At 64.7% G+C, this 24,365-nt stretch carries 17 protein-coding genes; 14 read left to right on the top strand and 3 right to left on the bottom strand.

Annotation, left to right across the window (positions count from 1 at the left end):
• The first annotated feature begins 77 nt into the window (after positions 1-77).
• The 4 genes from AC4GYS_RS00085 (at position 78) to AC4GYS_RS00070 (ending at position 9,928) form a co-directional block, all read left to right on the top strand.
• On the top strand, positions 78-3,272 hold the full coding sequence (locus tag AC4GYS_RS00085; protein WP_491107086.1) for a helicase-related protein: 3,195 nt from the start codon (positions 78-80) through the stop codon (positions 3,270-3,272).
• 102 nt (positions 3,273-3,374) lie between these two features.
• A complete protein-coding gene (locus AC4GYS_RS00080; protein ID WP_491107085.1) occupies positions 3,375-4,127 on the top strand; it encodes an ImuA family protein in 753 nt (250 codons plus the stop codon).
• Positions 4,042-6,621: a DUF6504 family protein gene (locus AC4GYS_RS00075; protein ID WP_491107084.1), complete on the top strand. Its 2,580-nt coding sequence runs from the start codon at positions 4,042-4,044 to the stop codon at positions 6,619-6,621. Before AC4GYS_RS00080 ends, AC4GYS_RS00075 begins: the two co-directional genes overlap by 86 nt.
• Before the next feature lie 7 nt (positions 6,622-6,628).
• A complete protein-coding gene (locus AC4GYS_RS00070) occupies positions 6,629-9,928 on the top strand; it encodes an error-prone DNA polymerase (RefSeq protein ID WP_491107083.1) in 3,300 nt (1,099 codons plus the stop codon).
• Between the two features lie 4 nt (positions 9,929-9,932).
• Here AC4GYS_RS00070 and argR read toward each other — a convergent pair whose 3' ends face one another.
• Positions 9,933-10,400, bottom strand: coding sequence for an arginine repressor (gene argR / locus AC4GYS_RS00065; protein WP_491107082.1), 468 nt, complete (start codon positions 10,398-10,400; stop codon positions 9,933-9,935).
• A 54-nt stretch (positions 10,401-10,454) separates the two neighbouring features.
• Between argR and argC the strand changes: the two genes are divergently transcribed.
• Genes argC through AC4GYS_RS00040 form a run of 5 tightly spaced genes read left to right on the top strand, consistent with a single transcriptional unit; the run spans position 10,455 to position 15,589 of the window.
• Positions 10,455-11,468, top strand: coding sequence for an N-acetyl-gamma-glutamyl-phosphate reductase (argC, locus tag AC4GYS_RS00060; RefSeq protein ID WP_491107081.1), 1,014 nt, complete (start codon positions 10,455-10,457; stop codon positions 11,466-11,468).
• A complete protein-coding gene (argJ, locus tag AC4GYS_RS00055; protein ID WP_491107080.1) occupies positions 11,465-12,625 on the top strand; it encodes a bifunctional glutamate N-acetyltransferase/amino-acid acetyltransferase ArgJ in 1,161 nt (386 codons plus the stop codon). The genes argC and argJ overlap by 4 nt, the downstream gene beginning before the upstream one ends.
• Positions 12,622-13,488, top strand: coding sequence for an acetylglutamate kinase (gene argB / locus AC4GYS_RS00050; RefSeq protein WP_491107079.1), 867 nt, complete (start codon positions 12,622-12,624; stop codon positions 13,486-13,488). The genes argJ and argB overlap by 4 nt, the downstream gene beginning before the upstream one ends.
• The gene (locus tag AC4GYS_RS00045) at positions 13,485-14,360 is read left to right on the top strand and encodes an ornithine carbamoyltransferase (protein WP_491107078.1); all 876 of its coding nucleotides are present in this window, start codon (positions 13,485-13,487) and stop codon (positions 14,358-14,360) included. The genes argB and AC4GYS_RS00045 overlap by 4 nt, the downstream gene beginning before the upstream one ends.
• Before the next feature lie 2 nt (positions 14,361-14,362).
• Complete coding sequence (locus tag AC4GYS_RS00040) at positions 14,363-15,589, top strand: argininosuccinate synthase (protein ID WP_491107077.1); 1,227 nt, start codon at positions 14,363-14,365, stop codon at positions 15,587-15,589.
• Here the strand turns inward: AC4GYS_RS00040 and argH are convergent.
• Positions 15,586-16,965, bottom strand: a complete 1,380-nt coding sequence (argH, locus tag AC4GYS_RS00035; protein ID WP_491109325.1) for an argininosuccinate lyase — start codon at positions 16,963-16,965, stop codon at positions 15,586-15,588. The genes AC4GYS_RS00040 and argH overlap by 4 nt on opposite strands.
• A gap of 327 nt (positions 16,966-17,292) precedes the next feature.
• Positions 17,293-19,152 carry a M10 family metallopeptidase gene (locus tag AC4GYS_RS00030; protein WP_491107076.1) on the bottom strand — a complete coding sequence of 620 codons (1,860 nt, stop codon included), beginning with the start codon at positions 19,150-19,152 and terminating at the stop codon, positions 17,293-17,295.
• A gap of 267 nt (positions 19,153-19,419) precedes the next feature.
• On the opposite strand from AC4GYS_RS00030, the gene AC4GYS_RS00025 reads away from it, so the two are divergent.
• The 5 genes from AC4GYS_RS00025 (at position 19,420) to AC4GYS_RS00005 (ending at position 24,224) form a co-directional block, all read left to right on the top strand.
• Positions 19,420-19,644, top strand: a complete 225-nt coding sequence (locus AC4GYS_RS00025; RefSeq protein ID WP_491107075.1) for a hypothetical protein — start codon at positions 19,420-19,422, stop codon at positions 19,642-19,644.
• 379 nt (positions 19,645-20,023) lie between these two features.
• A complete protein-coding gene (locus tag AC4GYS_RS00020; protein WP_491107074.1) occupies positions 20,024-21,226 on the top strand; it encodes a tyrosine-type recombinase/integrase in 1,203 nt (400 codons plus the stop codon).
• A complete protein-coding gene (locus AC4GYS_RS00015; RefSeq protein ID WP_491107073.1) occupies positions 21,189-21,551 on the top strand; it encodes a helix-turn-helix transcriptional regulator in 363 nt (120 codons plus the stop codon). Before AC4GYS_RS00020 ends, AC4GYS_RS00015 begins: the two co-directional genes overlap by 38 nt.
• Positions 21,552-21,655: 104 nt before the next feature.
• Positions 21,656-23,719, top strand: a complete 2,064-nt coding sequence (locus AC4GYS_RS00010; protein ID WP_491107072.1) for an AAA family ATPase — start codon at positions 21,656-21,658, stop codon at positions 23,717-23,719.
• Between the two features lie 304 nt (positions 23,720-24,023).
• Positions 24,024-24,224: a hypothetical protein gene (locus AC4GYS_RS00005; RefSeq protein ID WP_491107071.1), complete on the top strand. Its 201-nt coding sequence runs from the start codon at positions 24,024-24,026 to the stop codon at positions 24,222-24,224.
• Positions 24,225-24,365 lie beyond the last annotated feature (141 nt).

The following is a 24,365-nucleotide window of genomic DNA, read 5'->3' as shown; positions in this document are numbered from 1 at the left end:
GCGGGCTCGTCGCTTTTATCCGGAACGGGGACACGATGCAGGCCGTTCCGTTCCGAAATCCGAACAAGGAAGATTGAGTGGCGACGAAATTGGCGCAGCGTCCGGACGTTCTGGCAGGCTCCGCGGAGCCGAGGGCTGTGGAAACCAGGCAATTGTCTCCGGGCGAAATCGCAGTCGAATTGCTCGACCCGGCCGAGACGATGAACGTCCTTTTCCTGGCCTCCGACGAAGCGCGGGCGGAAGAGATCGTCCGCGCGCTGGAAGGGGCCGCCGGACAAATCCCGGTCGTCTACTGCCCACCGAGTGATGCCCTGCCGGGCGACTCGTCGCCACCTTCTCCCGCCAACGCCGGCCAGCGCACCGCCGCCCTGCGGCGGCTCCGGCTCCTGCAGGCGGAGGACGGTGCGCGGATCGTCCTGGTCAGTACCGGCGAAGCGGCCGGACGGCTTTACCCTCCGCCGGCATCGTTCGACCTGGCCCCGCCCATCGTAAAGGTCGGCCAACCGCTCGATCTCGCCGACTTTGCCGAACACATGGAGGAGCTGGGATATTTCGCCGACGATCGCGTGGACGAGCCGGGCGAGATTGCCGTGCGCGGGCAGGTTGTCGACATCTACCCGGCAGATGCGGCCAATCCGTGCCGGATCGAAGTGGCGGACGGGAACGTCGCCACCATCCGACCTTATGACGCAATCACGCAACTGACGGTTGCCGAGGAAGAGGAGCTGGAGCTTGGCCGCGTATGCGAGCCGACGGTGGGCGAGGGCGTCACCCTGCTCGATCACCTTCCCGGCGCGGCTCTGGCGGAGGACGCCGCGGCCGACCAGCGTCGCCGTCGCTTTCTCGCCCTCGCCGCGGACGCCGGCCGGCGGCGGCCGAAGCGAGCGGTTCGCGAGATCTGCCCGGATGAGCGCTGGCTCGCCGCCAGGTCCGAACGCACGCTGCTAAAGCTTGGCCAGGACTTGGGTGACCCGCCGCCGCGCTTCGTCGAGAGCCGCTCGCCCGAGCGGGCTTTCCTGAAGCTGGCACGCGAGCATCTCGGCGCCGACGGCAAGCTTCTCTTGCTTGGAACCGAACGCGACCTCCGCTTTCTTGCACCCCGCATTGCGAAGGCGCTGAAGTGCGAGCCTCTGACTATATCGAGCTGGGCCGACGTCAGGCAGGCCAAGTCAGGCTCCGTCCTCATCCTCGGCATGCCGGTGTTGCGCGGGTTTCGCAAAGACGATGTGCTGGCCGTGGCCGCGGCCGATCTGATCGGCAGTCGGGCCCAGGTCGAGCCGGCCAGCGGGTCGAACGTCACCGCCGACCTTTTCAACCTCGGCGAGCTTCATGTCGGGGACGTGGTGGTTCACGAGGACCATGGCGTGGCGGTAATCGCAGGCCTTCAATCGCTTCCGGAAGATGGCGGCGACGCGATCGTTCTGCGCTTTGCCGGCGAAGGGCGGCGCCTCGTCCCGGTCGCCGAAGCGAACCGATTGTGGCGCTATGGCGCGGACGAGGACGCCGTGACGCTCGACAAGCTCGACGGATCGAGCTGGGAAAAGCGGCGCGGGGAGATCGCCGCCTCTGTCGCGGAAACTGCCCGGGGGCTGGTTGCCCTGTCCGCCGAACGATTGAAGGAAACGGCGCTTGCGCTGGTGCCGGACCCAACGGGGTACGAACGCTTCGCGGCCGGCTTTCCGTTCACGGAGACGGCGGATCAGGCGCGCGCGATCGATGCGGTTCGCGACGACCTCGCGTCCGGCAAGCCGATGGATCGGCTGGTGGTTGGAGATGTCGGTTACGGCAAGACGGAAGTCGCCTTGCGGGCGGCAGCCATCGCCGCCCTGAGCGGCGGTCAGGTCGCGCTGGCCGCGCCAACCACCGTGCTCGCCCGCCAGCATCTGGAAGGCTTCCGCCAGCGGTTCGAGGAACTTGGCATCACGGTGGCGGGCCTGTCGCGCCTGACCACTGCGGCCGAACGCAAGCAAACGCTTGCCGGGCTGAAGGACGGGTCGATCCAGATTGCAGTCGGCACGGGTGCGGTGGCGGGCAAGGGGGTGGCCTACAAGGATCTTGCGCTGGTCATCGTCGATGAGGAGCAAAGGTTCGGGGCAGCCGACAAGGCCAAGCTGCGCGCCCTGGGGGCCGGGCACCTGCTGACGCTTAGCGCTACGCCCATTCCGCGCACCTTGCAGAACGCGCTGGTCGGCCTGCAGCAGGTTTCCGTCATTGCCACGCCGCCGGCGCGCCGCCAGCCGATCCGCACGACGCTCGGCAGCTTCGACGAGACCACGGTCCGTACCGCCTTGCTGAGGGAGCGGGGCCGGGGCGGGCAAAGCTTCGTGGTCGTTCCGCGGATCGAGGACATGGCCCCGATGGCCGAACGGCTCGCCAAGCTGGCGCCCGAACTGGAGGTGCTTCAGGCGCATGGCAAATTGCCGGCGGCGGAGATCGACGAGGTGATGGTCCGCTTTGCCGCCGGCGACGGCGATGTACTGCTGGCGACCAACATCATCGAGGCCGGGCTCGACGTGCCTCGCGCCAACACCATGCTGGTGTGGAAGGCCGACCGCTTCGGACTGGCCCAATTGCACCAGCTTCGCGGCCGGGTCGGGCGGGGCGCCAGGCGGGGACAGATCCTGCTGCTGACCGATCCCGACACCAGGATCGCGCCGCGCACTTTGGCGCGACTTAACACGCTGCAGGCGCTCGACCGTCTGGGCGCGGGCTTCGCGATCAGCGCGCGCGATCTCGACATGCGGGGCGGCGGCGACCTGCTGAGCGACGAACAGTCGGGGCACATGAAGCTGATCGGCGTCGATCTTTACCAGCATCTGCTGGGCCAGGCGCTGCGTTCCGCGCGCGGCGAAAAGGTGGAGGACTGGACCCCGACGCTGAAGATTGGTGCCAGCGGCATTCTGTCGCCTGACTGGATCCCGGAGGAGGATCTGCGGCTCGGGCTTTACAGCCGGCTGTCGCGGGTCGGCGATCTGGCCGGTTTGACCGGGTTGGAGCAGGAATTGACCGATCGCTTCGGCGAGTTGCCGGACGAGGCCAGGCAATTGCTCGGCGCAGCGCGGATCCGCGTCCTGGCCCGCAGCGCCGGGGTCGAGCGGATCGACGCCGGTCCCGAGGCAATCGCTTTCACTCCCCACCCTGGGGCTGCTGTCGACGGCGCCCGCGCTGGACTGGAGGAGAAGAACGGTCGCTGGCTGCTGCGGGAGGCGATCGCGGATGCCGGCGCCCGCACGGAGCGGATCGAGGAAGTCCTGAATACGCTGACGGACTAGCTGGAAATGTCGCGGTAAAAGCGGGCCGTCGCCTGAGTCGGCCGATTGACTCGTTCGGCCGACAGGAACAAAACAGGAACGATCCCTGTTCCGAGTCGAGCCGTGACCATTGCCGTGCCAACCATATCCGAACTCCGCGAGAGTTTGCGCGCCATCGAAGGCGACAAGCATCGCACGCGTCCGGTGTTGCCGTTCGGCCTGTCGCCGCTCGACGAACGGCTGGCGGATGGCGGCATACGGCTCGACGCTCTTCACGAGGTGGCGGGGGAGGGTTGCGGCTGGGGCGACGATGCCGCCGCCGCGCTGTTCATGGCCTCCATTGCCGCCCGGACGCAGGGCCCGATTTTGTGGACGGTCCGTTCCCGCGACCTGTTCGCACCGGGGCTCTACCAGGCCGGGCTCGATCCCAAACGGGTGCTTTATGCCGAAGCGCGCGACGATGCTGAACTGCTGGCGCTGATGGAAGAAGGGCTGCGCCATCGTGGGTTGGGCGCAGTGATTGGGGAAGCCAGAAAGGTCGCCATGGCGTCCACCCGCCGGCTCCAGCTTGCCGCAGAGGGCGGCAACACTGTCGCCTTGCTGCTGAAGCAGCCCGGACGCAGCGGCAATGATCCGCTGGGCATGCCGTCGGCTGCCGTGACGCGCTGGCGGGTGTCGGCGGCGCCCTCGATGCCGGTGCCATGGGATGGACTTGGGCCGGCCTGCTGGCGGCTGGCCTGCGTGCGCCAACGCGGGGGAGATCAATTCGAACTTACCGTGGAGGCTCCGGATGAAACGGGTCGTCTCGCTCTACCTGCCCGACTGGTCGATCGACCGGTTGCGGCGGATGGAACGTCGCTCCGCGCCGTCGGCTGAAGCCGACAGCCGCGCGGCTTTCCACGCTCTCGGCGCCGAAGCGGCTGCCGACCGGGCAAGCCATTGCTCCGTGCCGAAGGAGGGCGGTTGGCGCCCGGGCGCGCGTTGGGCGAAAGCAGAGGCTGGAAGTGGCCTGGCGGACTCGCGCGAGGAAGTCGAAGCTGCAATCGCGGCACTACCCCCGCATCGCCGCCCGCCGCAGCGCGAACTCGGCCGGGTCAGTGTCGCTGCCGACCATCCCTTTCGCAAAGGCTTGTCGCGTCCTCCCGAAGAGCGGGTCACCCCGCCGGCGCCCTTGCGGGAATTGTCGCGCCGAACCGAAGCGTCCGAACACCCGTTCAAGCCGGGGACGCGCGGCTGGGCCGGGCAGGACCTGGCAACGGCCGTCGAATCGTTGCCCGCGCATCAACGTCCGACCCACGCCGAACATTCCCGCAAGAGCGAGGTGGTCGACAATCCGTTCCGCCCCATGCCAACCGATGAGGCTGGAACTGGTCTTGCCCGGCGCGCCCTCATCCCGCCGCTTCAGTTTCCCGGAGAGGACGCGCCGGCCAAGACCAACCGCGGCGCCGCGCTGAGAAGCGGGGCCAGGCGCGATCGTTACCGCAACGAAGCGCCGCCTGTCCTGAGCGACGCCGAAGGGCACGGACCGCTGTCGATTCAACGGGTGGCGGCCATGCCGTCCGTGCAATTTCCCGGCGAAGACATGACGGCCCGCCAGACACGGCGATCACCCAGGCGCAGCGCCCGTGACGGTCATGGCGGTGAGGCGGGCTATATCGCGCCGCCGAATATCGCCCAGCTCGCCGCGATGCCCTCGGTGCAATTCCCGGGCGAGGGACCGCACCCGGACAATCACGGCAAGAGCCAACCGACCGCTCCCACCTATGGTAAAGGCCGTTTCTTCCAGACCGGCCGCACCCTGGGCAGCGTGGTGGCGCGGATCTGCCGGGAGGATGAAACGGCTGCCGTCACCGCCTTCGTCCCGCCCGACGAGCCGCCACTTGTCACCACCCACAAGGTCGGTTCCCGGGTGGAGATCGCGGCCGTCAACCCGGCTGCCCGTGCGCTCGGCCTTATGCCCGGCATCGCGCTCACCATGGCCCGCGCGCAGGTGCCGGGGCTGGAGGTGCGCGCTGCCGATCCGGAAGGCGATGCCGCCGATCTCAAGGCGCTGGCGGAATTGCTCGCGCGCCGCTGGGCCCCAACGGTGGCGATCTCGGATCCGGACGGGCTGTTCATCGACCTGACCGGTGTGTCGCACCTGCATGGTGGTGAACAGCGCTTCGCCCGACGCCTCGTTCGCCTGCTCGCCCGCCATGGTGTCACCGCGCGCGTGGCGATCGCCGACACGGCCGGCGCGGCCTGGGCGCTGGCACGCTTCGGGACAGGTGCGATCCAGATCGTTCGCCCCGGCGCCCATGCCCAGGCCGTTGCGTCGTTCCCGGTCGCTGCGCTGCGTCTCGATCAACGATCGCTGGAGCTGCTTGCCCGCCTTGGTATCGATCGCATCAGCCAGCTGTTCGACATGCCTCGTGCGCCGTTGGTGCGACGCTTTGGAAATGCCATCGTCCAGCGGCTCGATCAGGCGACCGGCCGCGCGCCAGAGCCACTCGATCCGGTCATCCCACCCTCGGCCATCATGGTGGAACAGCGTTTTTTCGAGCCGATCGCGACCGCCGAGGCGATCGACCATTGGCTTGGGCAACTGATGCCGCGCCTTGCCCGTGCTCTTGCCCGGCAAGGGCAGGGGGCCCGGGTGGTCGAGCTGATCGCGGCCAGGGTTGACGGGGTGCCCCAATATCTTCGGCTCGGATTTGCCCGCCCGACCCGCGACGCGGTTCATATGCTCCGCCTCGCCCGTCGGCGGATCAAGGAGGTCGAACCCGGCTACGGCATCGACGCCATGACCCTGCACGTCCGGCGCGCCGATCCGCTGGGACCGGAATCGCTCGCGCCGGTCCTGGCGCAAGAGGACGAGCCGGATCTTGCACCACTGGTCGACGCGCTTTCCAACCGGATCGGAACCGAGCGATTGTGGCGGATCGAGCCGGTGGAAAGCGATGTGCCCGAACGCTCGGTTGCTTCCGCGCCGCCGCTCGATCCGCCGGTCACGCGCGGCGCCAGGCTGAAGCGGGACGACGTCCGCCTGCTGGACGGCCGCGCCCCCGACCACCCCTGGCACCCCCGCTGGCCGCGCCCGGTGCGGCTGCTGCGGCGGCCCGAAATGGTCCAGCACGTCATGGCCGAGCTACCCGACCTGCCGCCCCGCCGCTTCACCTGGCGCGGTACCGCTTATCGCGTTGTCCGTGCGGATGGACCCGAGCGGATCGCCGGCGAATGGTGGCGCCGGTCGGCCGAACGCCAGGCCGTCCGCGATTATTTCCGGGTGGAGGTGGAAAGCGGCCAGCGCTTCTGGCTCTACCGCCGCGGCGACGGCGTGCGGCCGGAAACGGGCGACCTCCACTGGTTTCTCCATGGGCGGGTCGAGTGATCCCCCCATGACCTATTGCGAACTGCAAACCACCACTCACTTCAGTTTCCTCCGTGGCGCTTCGTCGCCCGAGCAGCTGTTCACCACGGCCGCGCTGATGGGCATGCCGGCGCTCGGCGTGACCGACCGCAACTCGGTCGGCGGACTGGTTCGCGCACTTTACGCATCGGACGAGATCAGGAAGGACACGGGGCTGGACATCCGACTGGTCGCCGGGTGCCGACTGGACCTGGTCAGCGGTGCGTCGCTGCTGGTGTGGCCGGAGGACCTCGCCGCCTGGTCGCTGCTGACCCGGCTGCTCAGCATCGGCAACAGGCGGGCCGATCCCAAAGCCGGGGAGAAAGGGAAATGCTTCCTGCACTGGGATGACGTTGCCAATTGCTCGGATGGGCTGGTCGCGTCGCTGGTGCCGGGGCCGGACGGTGCGGACCATGCCGAGCTGCGCTGGATGGCCGACATTTTCGGCGCTGACCGTGGCCATGTTTGCCTCACGCATCTGCGGCGGCCCAATGACAATCGACGGCTGAACCGAACGGCCGCCGACGCTGTCCACTTCGGCCTGACCCCGCTCGTCACTGGCGACGTACTTTATCATGAGCCCGACCGGCGCACGCTGCAGGACGTGGTCACGGCCATCCGCGAGAAGTGCACGATCGACGACCTTGGTCTCAGGCGCGAGCGTTCGGCCGATCGTTCCCTCCAGCCGCCGGCTGAGATGGAACGTCGTTTCGCCAAATACCCGAACGCACTCGCCGCCGTGCAGGCGATCGTGGAACGCTGCACCTTTTCCCTGCGCGAGATTCGCTACCAATATCCAGAAGAGATCGTGATCAGCAGCAAGTCGCCGCAGGACGCACTGGACTCGCTCGCCCGCGCCGCGCTTGCTCGCCTATTCCAAGGCCCACCCTTCAACGGCGTTCCCGACCAACGCTATCTCGACCTGCTCGACCATGAGCTGCGGCTCATCAAGCAGATGGATTATGCGGCCTATTTCCTGACGGTGAACTCGATCGTCAGCTACGCTCGCAGCCAGGGCATTCTCTGCCAGGGCCGGGGGTCGGCCGCGAACTCGATGGTCTGCTTCGTGCTGGGCATCACTTCCATCGACCCGGTCAAGCACCAGCTGCTGTTCGAACGTTTCATCTCGCCCGACCGGCGGGAGCCGCCCGACATCGACATCGACTTCGAGCATGAACGACGGGAAGAGGTGATCCAGTGGATCTACCGCACCTACGGCCATCAGCATGCGGCGCTGACCGCGGTGGTCAGCCGCTTTCGCGCCCGAGGTGCGGTGCGGGAAGTCGGCAAGGCGCTCGGATTGCCCGAGGACATGACCGCCGCACTGGCGGGACAGGTATGGGGCTGGTCGGAAGAGGGCGTTGCCGACAAGCATGTGGATGCGCTCAACCTCGACCGGGGCGACCCTCGGTTGGCGTTGACGCTGGAGCTGGCGCGCGAACTGATCGGCACGCCACGGCACCTGTCGCAGCATCCGGGCGGGTTCGTCCTCACGCGCGATCCCCTGCACGACCTGGTGCCCATCCAGCCCGCAGCGATGGAGGATCGCTGGGTGGTGGAATGGGAAAAGGAGGACATCGAAGAACTCGGCTTGATGAAAGTCGATATCCTCGGCCTCGGCATGCTCGGCTGCATGAACCGCGCGTTCGACCTGCTGCGGGGGCACAAGGGGCTGGACCTGACATTATCGTCGCCCGAACTGCAGACGGACGATCCGGCGACTTTCGCCATGATCCAGCGGGCCGATACGCTGGGGACGTTCCAGATCGAATCGCGCGCGCAGATGGCGATGCTGCCGCGGATGAAGCCGGTGAACTTCTACGACATCGCCATCCAGGTCGCGATCGTTCGGCCCGGGCCGATCCAGGGCGACATGGTCCATCCTTATCTGAAGCGCCGCCAGCAGAGGCGCGAGAACCCGGATATCGAATTCGAATATCCCAGTGCGAAACTGAAGGCGGTGCTGGAGAAGACCTACGGCGTGCCGCTGTTCCAGGAACAGGCGATGAAAGTGGCGATCGAAGGCGCCGGCTTCTCGCCCGCCCGCGCCGACGAACTTCGCAAGGCGATGGCGACCTTCAAATACACGCAAGGTGTCGGCCAGTTCAAAGAAGAACTGATGGCCGGCATGGCGAAAAACGGCATCAATCCCGAATTCGCGGAGCGTTTGGTCAAGCAGATCGAGGGCTTCGGCAGCTACGGCTTTCCCGAAAGCCACGCGGCGAGCTTCGCCAAGATCGCCTACGCCTCATCGTGGATGAAATGTCATCATCCCGACGTCTTCTGCGCCGCCTTGCTCAACGCTCAGCCGATGGGGTTCTATGCGCCGGCCCAAATCGTCCGCGACGCGCGCGACCATGGGGTAGAGATCAGGCCAGTGTGCGTTCAGGATAGCGGCTGGGATACGCGGCTGGTGGGGCAGGGGCGTCAACTTCCCCTGCGCCTGGGCATGAAGATCGTCCACGGCCTGCCCGAACTGCACGCCGCCCGGATCATCGCCGCGCGTGAGCAGCGACCGTTCAAGTCGGTCGAGGATTTATGGCGCCGATCCGGCGTACCGCTGGCGACCCTGGAAAAACTGGCCAAGGCGGATGCGTTCGGCGGGATGGGGCTCAATCGACGCGAGGCGTTATGGGCGATCCGGGGGCTCGGCGAGAGCCCATTGCCGCTGCTGGAAGCCACCGAGCAGCGGGAGGAGCCGGTCAGTCTGGTGCCGCTCACCGCCGGGCGCGAGGTGGTGGAGGATTACCGCGCCACTCAACTGACCTTACGCGAACATCCGCTGTTCTTCCTCCGCTCCGAATTCGATCGCCGACGCATCGTTCGTTGCGCCGACCTCCGCGACATTCGCGACGGCCGCAGGGTGGAGGTCGCCGGCATCATTCTCGTCCGGCAAAAGCCGGGCAGCGCCAAAGGCGTGCTGTTCATCACGATCGAGGACGAGACCGGCGTTGCCAACATCATCCTCTGGCCCGACCGGTTCGAGGCGCAGCGGACGGTGGTGATGTCATCGGCGATGATCAGCGTCACGGGCGTCGTGCAACGCGAAAGCGAGGTGATCCATGTGATCGCCAGCCGCATCCATGACCAGACGGACCTGCTGCGTGCCGTGGGCGACATCGATCTGCCGCGGCTCACCAGCCCCGGCGACGGCGCAACCAACGGCGGTGCTCCGGATCGGGGAGAAGCGGGCTGGAAACCCAAGCCGCGCAGCCTCTACCATCCGCCATTCCGCACGGGTTGCGACCCAGAAGACGTGATTCCGATCAAGAGCCACGACTTTCACTGACACGCTAGCGGGCGTCGGCTGCACCCGTCGAAAGCCATGCCGCAAGCTCGGTCGCGGCGGCAGCATCGCGCACGGCAACAAAGATCGTGTCGTCGCCGCAGATCGTTCCGGCGACCGCGGGCAAGCGCGCTTCATCCAGTGAAACGCCCACCAGATGCGCTGAGCCGGGGGGCGTCCTGACGATCACCATGTTGCCGACGGCCTCGGCCGAGCGGACCCATTCGCGAACGATCGCCTGCAGCCGGGAAGGCGCCGCTCGTACCTCCGCCTCATCGGGAACTGCATAAATGGTGCGGCCATCCTTGCGGACCTTGAGGGCGCCAATCGCCTCAAGGTCGCGGGAAATGGTCGCCTGGGTGACGATCACGCCCTGGCTTTCCAACCGGGCCTGCATCTCTTCCTGGCTGGATAGGCGTTCCGCGCGGAGAAGCTGCCGCAAGGCGTGAAGACGCTGCTGCCGACTTTCGTTCATGACGATGTTATGCAGCATCTTGCATAAATATGCAATTGCATGAATAGGACGACGATGATTCGTACCGCAATCCTTGGCGCCTCCGGCTATGTCGGCGGCGAACTGCTTCGACTTCTCGCCGGTCATCCGCAGTTGCACGCGTGCAGTCTGTTCGGCGACAGCAAGGCGGGTCAGTCGCTTGGCGCGGTGCATCCCCATGTCGCGCCGGCCTATCCCGGGCTTACGATTGATCGGTTCGACGGCGCTCTCGACCACGTCGATCTGGTGTTCGCAGCGCTGCCTCACGGCGAAAGCCAGCGGATCGCGGCGTCGATCCTTGATCGGGGCATCCCGTTCGTCGACCTCGGCGCGGATTTCCGCCTGAGTGACGCCGCCGAATATGAGCGCTGGTACGGTGAGGCGCACGCAGCGCCCGAATTGCTTGACCGCTTCGTCTACGGCATCCCCGAACTGCATCGCACCGCCATCCGGTCGGCCAGGGCAGTCGCTGCCGCCGGCTGCTATCCGACCGCTGCGATCCTGGCACTACGCCCACTGGTCGAGGCTGGCCTCGTCGCGCCTGAAGGCATCATCGTCGATGCCGCCTCCGGGGTGAGCGGCGCCGGGCGGGCGCTCAAGGAGGCGACCGCCTTCAATACGGTGGACGGAAGCCTCAGCGCCTACGGCCTGCTCCACCACCGGCATACGGCCGAAATCGAAGCCGGCCTCGGCGCCAGCGTCCTCTTCACGCCCCATCTCGCGCCGATGACGCGGGGTATCCTGGCGACCTGCTATGCGGACGCGGCGCGCGAGCTGCATGAGTACGAGCCGCTGGAGGTCCTGCGCGCCGCCTATGCCGACGAACCCTTCGTCCATGTGACGGCCGACGCACCCTCGACCAAGTTGGTAACCGGATCCAATGCCGCCCACCTCACCGCCCGCTACGACGAGCGTACGGGACGCGTGCTCGCCATCGCCGCCATCGACAATCTTGGAAAAGGAGCCGCCGGCCAAATGATCCAGTGCGCCAACCTCATGCTCGGCCTCGACGAGACCGCCGGGCTGAGCCGTTGTGGAGTTTTTCCATGAGCGTGACGGCCGCCCAAGGCTTCGTCGCCGCCGGCTGCCATGCCGGGATCAAGCGCCGCCGCTTCGACATGGCCCTCCTTGCGACGGAAGACCGCCAGCCGGTGCCGGTGGCGGCCGTCTTCACGCAGAACAAATTCTGCGCGCCGCCGGTGGAGCTGGATCGCCGGCTGCTGCTGGCCAATGGCGGGCAAGCAGCGGCCGTCGTCGTGAACAGTGGCAACGCCAACGCCGGCACGGGTGAAGCCGGCCTTGCCGATGCCGGCGCGATGACCGCCGCCACGGCGCAAGCGCTTGATATCTCGACCACCGACGTTCTGGTCTGCTCGACCGGAATCATCGGCACCCCGCTGCCGATGGAGCCGATCCTGGCCGCCACGCCAAAGCTGGCCAAAAAGCTCTCCGTCGATGGCGCGGACGATGCGGCACGCGGGATCCTCACCACCGACCACACGCCCAAGCAGGTGGTGATCCAGGGCTCCACCTTTACGATTGGCGGCATGGCCAAGGGGTGCGGCATGATCGCCCCGAACATGGCCACCATGCTGGCGTTCCTGACCACCGACGCCGACGTGCCCCGGGCGGAAATGCAGCGCATCCTGAAGGCGGTGAGCGACGACACGTTCAACACCCTCAACGTCGATGGCGCGACCTCGACCAACGACACGGCCATGCTGTTCGCTTCCGGCCGGAGCGGACCCGCCGACCTCGACGAGTTCGGCAACGCCGTGCTCGCGGCGTGCCGCGACCTCACCATGCAGATGGCGCGCGATGCCGAGGGCATGACCCGGATCGCGCACCTGACCGTCACCGGTGCGGCCAGCGCAGCCGAGGCGAAACTGGCCGCCAAGTCGATTGCCGAGAATAATCTGGTGAAGTGCAGCTGGTATGGTGGCGATCCCTATTGGGGTCGTCTGCTCGCGGCGGCCGGATCCTGCGGGGTCGAGCTGGAAGTGGCAGGGTCGGTTGTTCGATACGGCGGGATCACGGTTGCCGAAGGCGGTGCCGCCGTTGCGCACGATGCCCAGTCGCTCACCGAACATATGATGGGGGACGAGGTTTCGATCGAGGTTCATCTCGGTGCCGGTAGCGCGTCCGCCAGGGTCATCGGCATCGACCTTGGTCCAGGCTACATCAAAGAGAATAGCAAGACGTCATGACCCCAACCGAAACCGCTCGCATCCTGGTTGAGGCGCTGCCCTACATCCGCCAGTTCACCGGCAGGTCGGTGGTGGTGAAACTGGGCGGTGCGGCGATCGACCGCGAAAGCGATCTCGCGCTTGCCCAGGACGTGCTGTTGCTGCGCAGCGTCGGCGTCCGCTGCGTGCTGGTTCATGGCGGCGGCCCGCAGGTCGACACGATGCTCCGCCGGGTCGGCAAGGAGCCGGAGTTCCGCGACGGCCTGCGCGTCACCGATGCCGAGACGCTGGAAATCGTTCGAATGGTCCTGGTCGGCAAGATCAACCGTGACCTGGTGACGACCATCAATAGCCAGGCCGGGGAAGAGCCAGTCGCGGTCGGCGTGTCGGGCGAGGACGCCGGCCTGCTCACCGTGACCCCACGCGATCCCCGGCTGGGCTTTGTCGGCGACGTGACCAAGGTCAGGGCCGAGCTGCTCCATCGACTGCTCGACGATGGCCTGACGCCGGTCGTTTCCACCATCGGCGCCGACGCCGACGGTCAGCCTTACAACGTCAACGCCGATGAGGCCGCGCGTGCCATTGCCGTTGCGATGCAGGCGGAAAAGATCGTCTATCTTACGGCGGCGCCGGGTCTGTTGCAGAACGCCGCCGACGAGAACAGCCTGATTCCCCGCCTGACCGCCGACGAATTGCGAAGGCGCATCGACGACGACAGTGTTGGCGGTGGCATGATCCCCAAATTGCGGTCGTGCGCCGATGCCGTCGACGACGGGGTCGGCTTTGCGCACATCATTGATGGGCGAGTGCCCCATGCTTTGTTGATCGAGCTGCTGACCGCGCACGGCATCGGCACCATGATCACTCGGGAGCCACGGGCATGAGGCATCTCCTCTCGATTGGTGCCCTTACCGCCGATGAGTTGCGGACGATCCTGGCCTTGTCGTCGGGCCGGCCCGCAATGTTGCCGACGGGCGAAGGGGTGGCGCTCTATTTCGAGAAGCCCAGCGCCCGCACCCGTAATTCGATGGAGCTGGCCGCGGCGCAGCTCAGCCTTCATCCTGTCTATCTCCAACCGGCCGAGCTTGGCATCGGGACGCGTGAAAGCATCGCGGACGTAACCCGCACGCTCGCCTGCTATCATCGCATCATCGCCGCGCGGGTCTTCGACCATGAGCTGCTGGAACAGATGGCGGCGATCGATGCCGCGCCGGTGCTGAACATGCTCTCCGCGACCGACCATCCGCTGCAGACTCTCGCCGATCTGAAGACGGTTCAGGACCTGTGCGGCCGGATCGAGGGCGTGAAGATTGCCTATGTCGGCGACGGAAAGAACAATGTCGCTCGCTCATTGGCCCAGGGTTGCGCACTGTCGGGGGCGCAGCTGACGATCGCAGCCCCGGCCGATTACCAGCCGGCCGACGCCCCGGCGTTCGTCGAGCAGACGACCGATCCGATCGCGGCGGTTGCCGGGGCTGACATCGTCTACACCGATGTTTGGGTGTCGATGGGCGATTCCGACGAGGCCGCGCGGCGCGCCGCGCTGATGCCCTATCAGGTCAATGCCGGGCTGATGGCGCACGCGCCCGGTGCCTGGTTCCTCCACTGCCTGCCCGCTCGCCGCGGCGAAGAAGTGACCGCCGACGTCATCGACGGCCCACGCTCCGCCGTGTGGCGGCAGGCCGCCAATCGCATGCACACCGCTCGCGGCGCCATGCAGTGGCTACTGAACATCCCTCTTGCAGAAGAACGCTGACAATGGCCGGCAAAATGAAGGTCGTGCTCGCCTATTCGGGCGGCCTCGACACCTCCATCATCCTGAAATGGCTGCAAACCGAATATGACGCGGAGGTCATCACCTTCACCGCCGACCTTGGCCAGGGGGAGGAGGTGGAGCCTGCCCGGCGCAAGGCGGAGATGTTGGGCGTCAAACCGGAGAACATCTTCATCGAGGACCTGCGCGAAGAATTCGTTCGCGACTTCGTCTTCCCGATGTTTCGGGCAAATACGGTCTATGAGGGCCAGTATCTTCTCGGCACCTCCATCGCCCGGCCGCTGATCGCCAGGCGGCAGATCGAGATTGCGCGTCAGCTTGGCGCGGATGCGGTCTGTCATGGCGCAACCGGGAAGGGCAACGACCAGGTCCGCTTCGAACTTGGCTATTACGCCCTGGAACCTGGCATCCGTGTGATCGCCCCCTGGCGCGAGTGGCAGTTCGCCAGCCGAGAGCAACTGCTGGACTTCGCGGAGAAGAACCAGATACCCATCGCCAAGGACAAGCGGGGCGACGCGCCGTTCTCGATCGACGCCAACCTGCTCCACTCCTCGTCGGAGGGGAAGGTGCTCGAGGATCCTGCGCAGGAAGCACCCGAATATGTCCATCAGCGCACCATTTCGCCGGAAGATGCGCCTGATGCGCCGAACCTCGTCACCATCGACTTCGTGCGCGGCGATCCTGTTGCGATCGACGGCGAAGCTCTTTCGCCAGCCGCACTGCTGACCAGGCTCAACCAGCTCGGCCATGATAATGGGATCGGCCGGCTCGATCTCGTGGAGAATCGCTTCGTCGGCATGAAGTCACGCGGAGTGTACGAGACGCCGGGCGGCACCATCCTGCTCGCCGCGCATCGCGGGATCGAGAGCATCACGCTGGATGGCGGCGCGATGCATCTGAAGGACTCGCTGATGCCGCAATATGCCAGCCTGATCTACAACGGCTTCTGGTTCTCGCCCGAGCGTGAAATGCTGCAGGCCCTGATCGACCGGAGCCAGGATCATGTGACCGGTCGAGTCCAGATGAAACTCTACAAAGGCAATGCAACGGTGATCGGCCGCGAGAGCGACCATTCGCTGTACGACGAAGACCTGGTGACTTTCGAAGAGGGCAGCGGCAGCTATGATCAGCGCGATGCGGCCGGCTTCATCAGGCTGAACGCGCTCCGGCTACGGATCGCGGCCGAGCGCGAGCGCAAACTGGGCCGTTAGGCGGGATTAGCGGCCAGCCAGTCGCGGGCGGCGATAACCTGCTCCTGAACCCGCTCGGGAGCTGTCCCGCCGTAGCTGGTGCGACTGCGCACGGATGCGTCGACGCTCAGCACATCGAAGACGCGCCGATCGATGCGCGGGTCGATCTCCTGCAGGGAGGACAGGGGCAATTGATCCAGCATGCACCCCCGCTCCTCCGCCGCTTTGACCGCCCGGCCGGTGATATGATGGGCTTCGCGAAATGGAATATCCGCTTCCCGAACCAGCCAGTCGGCAAGATCCGTCGCGGTTGAAAAGCCTCCGGTCGCTGCAGCGCGCATCCGGACCGTATCGAACCGGCAGGTTTCCACCATCCCGGTAAGGGCGGCCACGCTCAGCATCAGCAGGTCGTGCGCTTCGAATACCGGCGCCTTGTCGTCCTGCATGTCCTTCGAATAGGCGAGCGGCAGGCCCTTCATCGTGATCATCAGCGAGGTGAATGCGCCGATGATCCGGCCGCAATGCCCGCGCACCAGTTCGGCGGCATCGGGGTTGCGCTTTTGCGGCATGATCGACGATCCGGTCGAGAATTCGTCCGACAGGATCAGGAATCCGAAGGGCGCGCTGGCCCAGATGATCAGCTCTTCCGCCAGCCGGGAAAGATGCAGGCTGCACTGCGCCGCGGCGCTCAGATAATCCAGGGCGAAATCGCGGTCGGAGACGCTGTCGAGGCTATTCGCGGTCGGCCGGGCGAAACCCAGCTCCGTGGCCGTTTGCGTCCGGTCGATCGGAAAGCCGGTCCCCGCCAGCGCGGCTGCGCCAAGCGGGCACTCGTCCAGTCGGCGCCGCGCATCGGCAAAGCGCGATCGATCGCGCTTCAGCATCTCGAAAAAGGCGAGGAGGTGGTGCCCCAGGGTAACCGGCTGGGCGACCTGCAAGTGCGTAAATCCGGGCATCACCGTGTCGGTGTGACTGTCGGCCGTTGCCACCAGGACCTGCTGCAACCGCGCAAGCGCGCCGATCGCCTCGTCGCACGCCCGCCTGGTCCATAGCCGAAAATCGGTGGCGACCTGGTCGTTGCGGGAACGGGCCGTGTGCAGCCGCCCGGCGGCAGGGCCGATCAGCTCGCTGAGCCGATGCTCTACGGTCATGTGAATATCTTCAAGGCTCAGATCGACCGGCACCCCGTTCCGCTCGAACTCTTCGGAGATGGTGTCGAGGCCCTTGAGGATCGCGCTGGCGTCGTCGGTGCTGATGATACCCCGATCGCGCAGCATGGTCGCGTGGGCCTTCGATCCCGCGATGTCCTCTCGCCAGAGCCGCTGGTCGACCGGGATGGACGCATTGATCTCCCGCATGATCGCTGCTGGCCCGCTGCCGAACCGACCACCCCAAATGCCGCTGACGTCGTTCGAACCGGTCATTTTCGCCGAGTGCCTCATAAACATAGTGAATGGCGCGCCGGCCGCCAGCGCCTCAGGTGAGCTTCTAACTTTCGGTGAGGCTTGACGCCAGCCGCCCGGCCCACTCCCGGCCGATGCTCAGCAAACACCGTCCCGACCATCCAGCCGCAAGCGACGCCGCCCATTCACCAGATTTCTCGAGATCTCGGACCAGAAGTGCTGCTCTCGACTGGTCCATTTGCAAAAGGGGGCGGCCTTTTCGCAAGGCCACCCCCAATCGCTTTCATTCAGATTTTGACGGACGATGCCCGCCCTCGTTCCTCAGACGATCAGCGACAGCGAGAAGTGCCCGTCGGCAACGGCCCACTCCTCCGCAAGCTGCTGCGCTGACGGAACAAAGACGCTGGCCGCTGCGGTGCTGGCAGAACCTGTCTGGGCGCTCGCGACCGGTGTGACCTTGTCGATGAAATCGCTGGCCGTAACGCCGTTCGCATTGAGGAGGGCGATTGCGAAGTCCGGAGCGCCGCCGTCGACATTGCCGAACACCACGGTCACCGGGCCTGCGGCACCCTTGCCGGCGATCCCGTCGATCTCCATTCCGAGTGCGTTTTCGGCACCGTTGACGCTATCGTAGACCTTGTAGGTGAGGTCGCCGGCATATTTGCTGGCGCTGGTGCCGCGGAACACGAAGGCCTGGTCGCCGGCGATGGCGGCCAGGGCATCGATCCCGCTCAGGTCGATCTTGTCGGTGCCACTGGCGAAATCAGTGATCACGTCGAGGGCGAGCGTCCCCTTCTTGGTGACCACCGTCGCGCCGTTGATGTCCGCGATGAAGGTGTCCTTGCCCGCGCCGCCGGTGAGGAAATCCACGCCAGCGCCGCCGCTGATCACATCGTTGCCGGCGTTTCCGTTGATACGGTTGCTGGCGGAGTTGCCGATGATCACGTCATTGCCGCTGCCGCCCACCGCATTTTCGATGACGGCGCCATAGGCAATGCCGACATTGTCGACGAGCAAACCCGCATCGGGGTTCGCCTTTAGGTTGTTCATGCGCGTATCGTATGCCGTCTGGCTAAGCGGAGCGTAGCCCGCGGCGGCCCGGTTCGCGTTCACCTCCGCAAGCGATGGGGCATCGGCCAGGGTCACGCCACCGATGCTGCTCATTGAGCCCGGCGTCAGGTCGATGACCTGGTTGGTTGAATAGCCCGAGGCGTCGAGGGTGTCGTTACCGCCGGCATCCCAGATCGTCATCACCGGGGCTGGCGTCTTGGTGAAGTCGAAGTAATCGCGGTTCGCCGCGTCGGCCGACACGTTGAACCCGTAAGTCGTGTCCCCGGTCCGAGTCGTCATGTCGGCGCCATAGATCCTCTGCGCCGCGTAGATGTCGTGGATCATCGGGGCCGATCCGTATGCGATCGTGCCCATCCGGTAGTCATGATCCTGGATGCCGACCTCGCGCGGGTTCCAATAGGACATGATGGTGTAGTTGCGGATGTCCTGAGCATACTCGGCGCCGTTCTGATAAACGACCGCAAAGCCAGGCGCGAAGTTGTAGTTCCCAGGGTGCGACAGGCCCAGCGAGTGTCCGAACTCGTGAACCAGCGTGTTCATGCCGTAGAGGCCTTCATCGAGCTGGAAGTTGCTGGGGGTCGTTCCGGTGACCCAAACATCGCCGGCGATCGCCTTGACCTGGGCGTTCACATAAGCGTTTGAGCTTTGCACGTCGGTGGGCAGGCGGGCATAGGCCTGGGTGTTCGGCCGATTCGTCAGATTGCCGAAGTTGATGTCCGCATCATCAGCCGAAACTTCCTTGAACGACACCGAAATCACGTCGTCCCACGATGCGATGGCCTCGCGCGTGGCGCTCCGCTGCGCCTCGGTAAAGGCGGCGAAACCGAAATACTCGTTCAGTCCGAAGTAGCGGCCGCCGTTTTCATAAACATAACCATTGTTGGCGACCTGGTTCTGCGTGTCGAAGAAACCGAAGGTGATGACCTTGCCATCGCCGCCCAGCGCCGCGGTCTTGCCCCACGCGGTTCCGGTGCGATTGAGATAGGCAGCGATGTCGTCCTGGTTCCAGATGTTTTTGCCGTAGGCCGTTCCGCCGGCGTATGGATCAAGCGATGCTTCCAGCGTGTCGGGGCTGAAGTCCAACTCGGAACGCGAAACTTCTTCAAACATGCAGGATCCTTTTCAGCAGGAGGGTAACCAGTTCATCGAAAACGGAAGGAGGAACGAGCACGCGGAAGATCGCCGCCAACACGGCTGGTCTGCATCGCGAGAATATTGGAGGATGAACCCGACAATACGCTTACCCCGGGAAAAGCCTTGTCGAATCAAAGGCTTTTCGATGTGGGCGCAGTGCTATAAAGTGGTTAGGTGATCGTCAACCATTGATACGTGACATGAATGTCACACGGCGGCGGCGATTAGGAGAATGGAGTTCCGATGAGCCGAGACTCTTTGCCGATCGCCTTGTTGCTGCTGCTTGGAGGGTGCGCGATGGCGAGCATGCCTAATGATGCAAAACCGTCCGCCACGCCCGGCGAAAAGGCGGTGACGACGGAAGCGGCCGCGCCGGGCGATAAGAAGAAGATCGAGCGGTCGCCCTGGCAACCCCCTGCCGAAGTCGATCCAATCCCTCCGCGGGTCGAGGGCTCGGACCCGAAGTGATACGGCACGGAAGCTGATCTCGATGGCCTTTGATCCAGCCGCACGGGTGGGCGCGGCTTGGCCTTCGTAGTGGCGTCCCGCAGACTCAGGAAAAAGTGGCGCGCCCGGCAGGATTCGAACCTGCGACCACAAGCTTAGAAGTGCTAGGCTTGGGCCACTCATAGATTTTATAGGTGCCAAAAAGGGCCAAAAACTGCCCTTCCCATAATGCCATGTTTTTCTTGGGTGTTATAAAATCTCGGCATCCGTTACTAAAGCCGTGTCTAAACAGCCGGTTTTGACACAACGGAGAGGACACAAGGAAAGGGCGGCTGGGGAGAGAGCCTAATTCCACCCAACCGCCCTTAACCAATATCCTCCGGACGCCAGGAGAATGGTCATGGGCGATCATATCATCCAACGGACCCAAATAAATCCCACCCTGCTCACGGATACGAAGGTCGCGGGGTTCAAGGCCCAGGCCGACGCTTACGAGATCCGCGACGCCAAGGTCCAAGGCCTTCGCCTTAGGGTCGGAACCACGGGGCGAAAGACCTGGTATCTCAAGGCCCGGGTAGGCAACGCAGTGATGAACAAGAAGCTCGGAGCCTATCCAGCCACGGGCCTTGCGGCCGCTCGGGAGGCGGCAATCGCCACACTGGAAACCACTGCCCGAACCGGGTCCGCCGCGGCTATGGACCGGACCTTCGGCGAACTCTCCAAGGCTTGGGTCGACAAGATCAAGGCCAAGGGCAATCGTTCGTGGAAGCTGGCGTCCCGCCGTCTTGAGATGCACGTCCTCCCCAAGTGGAAGGACCGCAAACTCACAGACATTCGCCGCAGAGACGTCCGGGAATTGATCGAGAGCCTAGAGGGCGAGGTTCTTCCCAATCGGGTGCTCACGACCGTCCGCACCGTGTTCAGGTTCGGGATGGCGAACGATTGGCTGGAAGCCTCCCCGGCGGAGGGGATCGAAAAGCCAAAAGAAGACAAGGCCCGGGACCGGGTGTTGGATATGGCGGAAGCGGCCCGGGTCTGGAAGGCGGCGGAGCACTTGGGCTTCCCGTTCACGCAGTTCGTTCGGACCTTGCTCCTCACCGCGCAACGCAGGACGGAAGTTGCATCCATGGTCCAAGGATCAATAGACTTTGAGGCCGGGATCTGGACCCTATCGGCAGAGGAAACGAAGGCCCGGCGCCGCCATATAGTCCCGTTGTCCAAGCCTTGCGTCGCCCTTCTCTCCGCCATGCCCAAGTTCGGCGACAAGTTCATGTTCACCACCGATGGGAAGACCCACATATCCGGCTTCGCAAAATTGAAGCAGCGCCTAGACGAGTTCATTGAGGCGGACGGGCAGGGGCCATTGGCTCCGTGGACGTTTCACGATTTAAGAAGATCTGCCGCAACCGCGATGGTCCGCCTGGGCTGTTCGGTGGAAACCGTGGGCCGGGTCCTCAATCACGCTCCGCAAGGTGTCACCGCCAAAGTGTACGCGCTCCACCAGTTCGAGGCCGAACAACGCGACGCCCTTGAAAGATGGGCCAATGAAGTGATGCGGGCGGTGGATGGAGACAAGGTCGTCCAACTGCGTCCTGTCAAGTAATCTGCCCAAACAAAATAATGATCTGCAACTATGTCATAGGTTTAAAGTATCAGTGGCATGGCATACACTTGGTTTTCAAACGATGGAGAGCCAAATGTCTGCAACACCAACTCCGTTACCCGACCTTCTTTCGCCGAAAGAGGTTTGCAAGGTGGCTCGGTTTCACCGCTCCACTTTGCATCGTTTGACCTACGCCGGAGAGTTTCCGCAGCCCGTTCGGCTGGCGAGCCGGATCATTGCCTATCGGCGCGATGACGTAGCCCAGTGGCTCCGTGATCGTGGGGCCTACGGGTCCGCCGACCAATCCACTCCGACCCACGCGTAACTTGAAATGATGACCTCCCGAGGTCATAATCAACGACGACGCACACACCTGGATAGGTCGCGTCTCAGTTTCCCCGAAAGGGGTTGTGAGAGAGAGCCTATCCGATGGAACGTGTTAGCACTGCTGCCTCCCAAGCTGATCTAGCCAAGATCCTGCCCGCTCCGGTCGTCAAGCGGCCACTGCGGTTCCTGACGTATGACGAGGTGCCGCATCCGACTAAGCCCGACAAGCTGCGAAAGCGCCCGTTCTATGCGAACGGAAACATGCGGGGTGACCGCATTAAGCTCGACACCCCCGAGGACCTAGCCCAACTCGTTTCGTACACCGACGCCTGCAAAGCCGCCAAGAAGACGGGCCGCAAAGTCGGCGCCGCATTGGTCGGTGGCGATGGGATCAAGGTCATCGACCTCGACAACATCCTCCGCGATGACGGCACGCTCGACCCCGACCACCCTGGATTTGACATTGCAGCCGAGGCCGAGGCCGCTGGCGCGCCGATGTTTGTCAGCCAGTCGGGCAGGGGGTTGCACATTTGGGGCGCGACCTCGGACCTGTTCAACGGCCAGCCCGTCGAGGGAGTGGAGATTTACACCAACAGGCGGTTCATGGCCCTGGGCTACAAGTCCGTCTGGAACGAAAGCAACGCCTGGCCGAGCCTGGACGACTTGCCCGCCCTTCGAGAAATGGTTGCTACGCCGCCTAGGAAGCCCGTGGACGACCGATCGGAGGACGAAGGCGGGATTATCACCCCCCTGGTCCTTGAGCACCTCGAGGACGCGCTGACGAAGATCGACGCCGGAGATTACGAGAACTGGATAGCCTGCGGCAACGCCCTCAAGACCCTGCCCGACAACAAGGGCTACAAGCTGTGGCTCGATTGGTCGAAGACCTCCGACAAATACCAACCCGGCGACAACGAACGCTGGCACACGTTTGAACCGGAGCGCACCGGCTACAAGGCGGTGTTTGCCCGAGCGGCTCGAGAAGGATGGGTCAACCCCGCCAAGGGTCGGGGCGAGAGAGATGCCCAGGCAAACAGGTCATCGGGCCTCCCGCTGGTTTGGGCTGACGAGACCGAGCCTAACCTCAACGCGATGTGGCTGATCAAGAAGGTGCTGCCTCAAGAGGGGTTGGCCCTGATCTTCGGTCACCCCGGAAGCGGCAAAACCTTTCTGGCGTTGGATATGGCGGCGCACATCGCCCTGGGCCGTGAGTGGCATGGCCACAAGGTCAGGCAGGGGTTGGTGGTGTATGTCGCCGCCGAGGGCGCGACGGGCGTTTACAATCGCATCGCCGCGTTCCGGAAGGCGAAGGAGGTCACGGGCCACTTCCCCCTGGCCGTGGTTCCCTGTCCGATTGACCTCACTCAACCCGGCAAAGGCAACGACACGCAGCGCCTCATGGACGCGATCCAGGAGGCGGCCGAACAACGAGGCGACGACCCCGTCCTGATCGTCGTGGACACGCTTTCCAAGACCTTGGGCAGCGGCAAAGAGAACACGGATGACATGGCGACTTACGTGGCCAACTGCCAGAAAGTTGCATCGGAGTTTGGGTGCTGCGTCATGCCCGTCCATCACCGACCCAAAGATGAGAGCAGCCGGGAACCCCGAGGCCACTCGTCCCTGAAGGGCGGATTGGATGCGGTTACGTTGGTCAACCACACACCGGGCGTGCTGACCAGGAGCGCCACCATCGTGAAGCAACGCGACGGGGAAGTGACCGACTTACCCTTCCTCTCCTTCAAGCTGGTTCCCGTGGAACTCGGCGTCGACAAGGACGGAGAGACCGTAACCTCATGTGTCATTGAGCCCGTGGTCGGTGGATTGACGGCAGTGCGCAACCCAATCGACGACGCCAAGAAGAACATCAGCCCCAATGACCGGACGGTGTTGGACGACCTGCTGGCGTTGATCCGGGAGGACGGTGCGCCCGTTCCAGGCATCCCTCCCGAGGCCCCGGAGGCCGGGACGGTGGGGGTTCCGGAAGAGGTGTGGCGGGACAGGGCCTTGTCCCGGCTTGAGACGGAGCCGGGACGGAGCCGGGACAATGCCCGACGGGCCTGGAACCGCGCCCTCAAATCCATAAAAGAGCAAATGATTGTAAGGGTTTATGGGGACTGGGTGGCTCTCGCTCCAGAGCTAAGTGGGACAGGAGCGGGACAATGACGGGACAAGGCCGGGACAATGGGACGGACGGGACAAGGGTCTTTAGACCCGTCCCACCGTCCCAACCCCTGTCCCAAAGATCGTCGGAACAATCAAACCCTGCCCGACCGAACCGATTTGAGCGCTTCCTCCACGCCACTCATCGGGACCGGATGCAAAAGGCCCGGGGGGCATCCTCTGAAACTAAAAACCGTTCACCGCGGACACCGGCGCGGGAGTTAAATGAAAACTCAAAGATAAAATCTGCCGCCCGCCCAGGCGCGCAACGACTTCAACCCTGCCCGAACCGTAGAGCCAAGGTCCCATGACCTCGGTGCCAACCCGTCAGCAACGGTATCGCGAACGAGTAGCCAAGGGCATTCGGCTCGGCCGCTTTCCGATAACGGAGGCACTGCTCAACGCGCTCGTCCAGGACGGGCTTCTTGCCGACCGTGAGGCAACGGACCTTGGCTCCGTGGAACGGGCCGTGGGCAAGCTCTTGAACGACTTCTGCGCCGAGCGATAATTTTCGCCTACATGTAGCCGAACCTCCGCCGATCCTCCGTCAGCATGCTCCCCAATGACCATGTGGGAGTTTGCTCGATGAACCGGCTACCGTTCTCCGTCGAACCTCGGCTTGATCCACTCAAGGACTTCCGCAAGGCGC

The organism is Sphingomonas sp. SP1, from assembly GCF_058313395.1.
The sequence above is the reverse complement of the archived record's forward strand: the minus strand, read 5'-3'. Positions and strand labels throughout refer to the sequence as shown.

Bases quoted from the DNA above. Each gene is read 5' to 3' on its own strand.
- AC4GYS_RS00075 (WP_491107084.1), top strand. From the start codon at position 4,042: ATGAAACGGGTCGTCTCGCTCTACCTGCCCGACTGGTCGATCGACCGG.
- AC4GYS_RS00070 (WP_491107083.1), top strand. From the start codon at position 6,629: ATGACCTATTGCGAACTGCAAACCACCACTCACTTCAGTTTCCTCCGT.
- argR (WP_491107082.1), bottom strand. From the start codon at position 10,400: ATGAACGAAAGTCGGCAGCAGCGTCTTCACGCCTTGCGGCAGCTTCTC.
- argC (WP_491107081.1), top strand. From the start codon at position 10,455: ATGATTCGTACCGCAATCCTTGGCGCCTCCGGCTATGTCGGCGGCGAA.
- argJ (WP_491107080.1), top strand. From the start codon at position 11,465: ATGAGCGTGACGGCCGCCCAAGGCTTCGTCGCCGCCGGCTGCCATGCC.
- argB (WP_491107079.1), top strand. From the start codon at position 12,622: ATGACCCCAACCGAAACCGCTCGCATCCTGGTTGAGGCGCTGCCCTAC.
- AC4GYS_RS00045 (WP_491107078.1), top strand. From the start codon at position 13,485: ATGAGGCATCTCCTCTCGATTGGTGCCCTTACCGCCGATGAGTTGCGG.
- AC4GYS_RS00040 (WP_491107077.1), top strand. From the start codon at position 14,363: ATGGCCGGCAAAATGAAGGTCGTGCTCGCCTATTCGGGCGGCCTCGAC.
- AC4GYS_RS00030 (WP_491107076.1), bottom strand. From the start codon at position 19,152: ATGTTTGAAGAAGTTTCGCGTTCCGAGTTGGACTTCAGCCCCGACACG.
- AC4GYS_RS00025 (WP_491107075.1), top strand. From the start codon at position 19,420: ATGAGCCGAGACTCTTTGCCGATCGCCTTGTTGCTGCTGCTTGGAGGG.
- AC4GYS_RS00020 (WP_491107074.1), top strand. From the start codon at position 20,024: ATGGGCGATCATATCATCCAACGGACCCAAATAAATCCCACCCTGCTC.
- AC4GYS_RS00015 (WP_491107073.1), top strand. From the start codon at position 21,189: ATGGAGACAAGGTCGTCCAACTGCGTCCTGTCAAGTAATCTGCCCAAA.
- AC4GYS_RS00010 (WP_491107072.1), top strand. From the start codon at position 21,656: ATGGAACGTGTTAGCACTGCTGCCTCCCAAGCTGATCTAGCCAAGATC.
- AC4GYS_RS00005 (WP_491107071.1), top strand. From the start codon at position 24,024: ATGACCTCGGTGCCAACCCGTCAGCAACGGTATCGCGAACGAGTAGCC.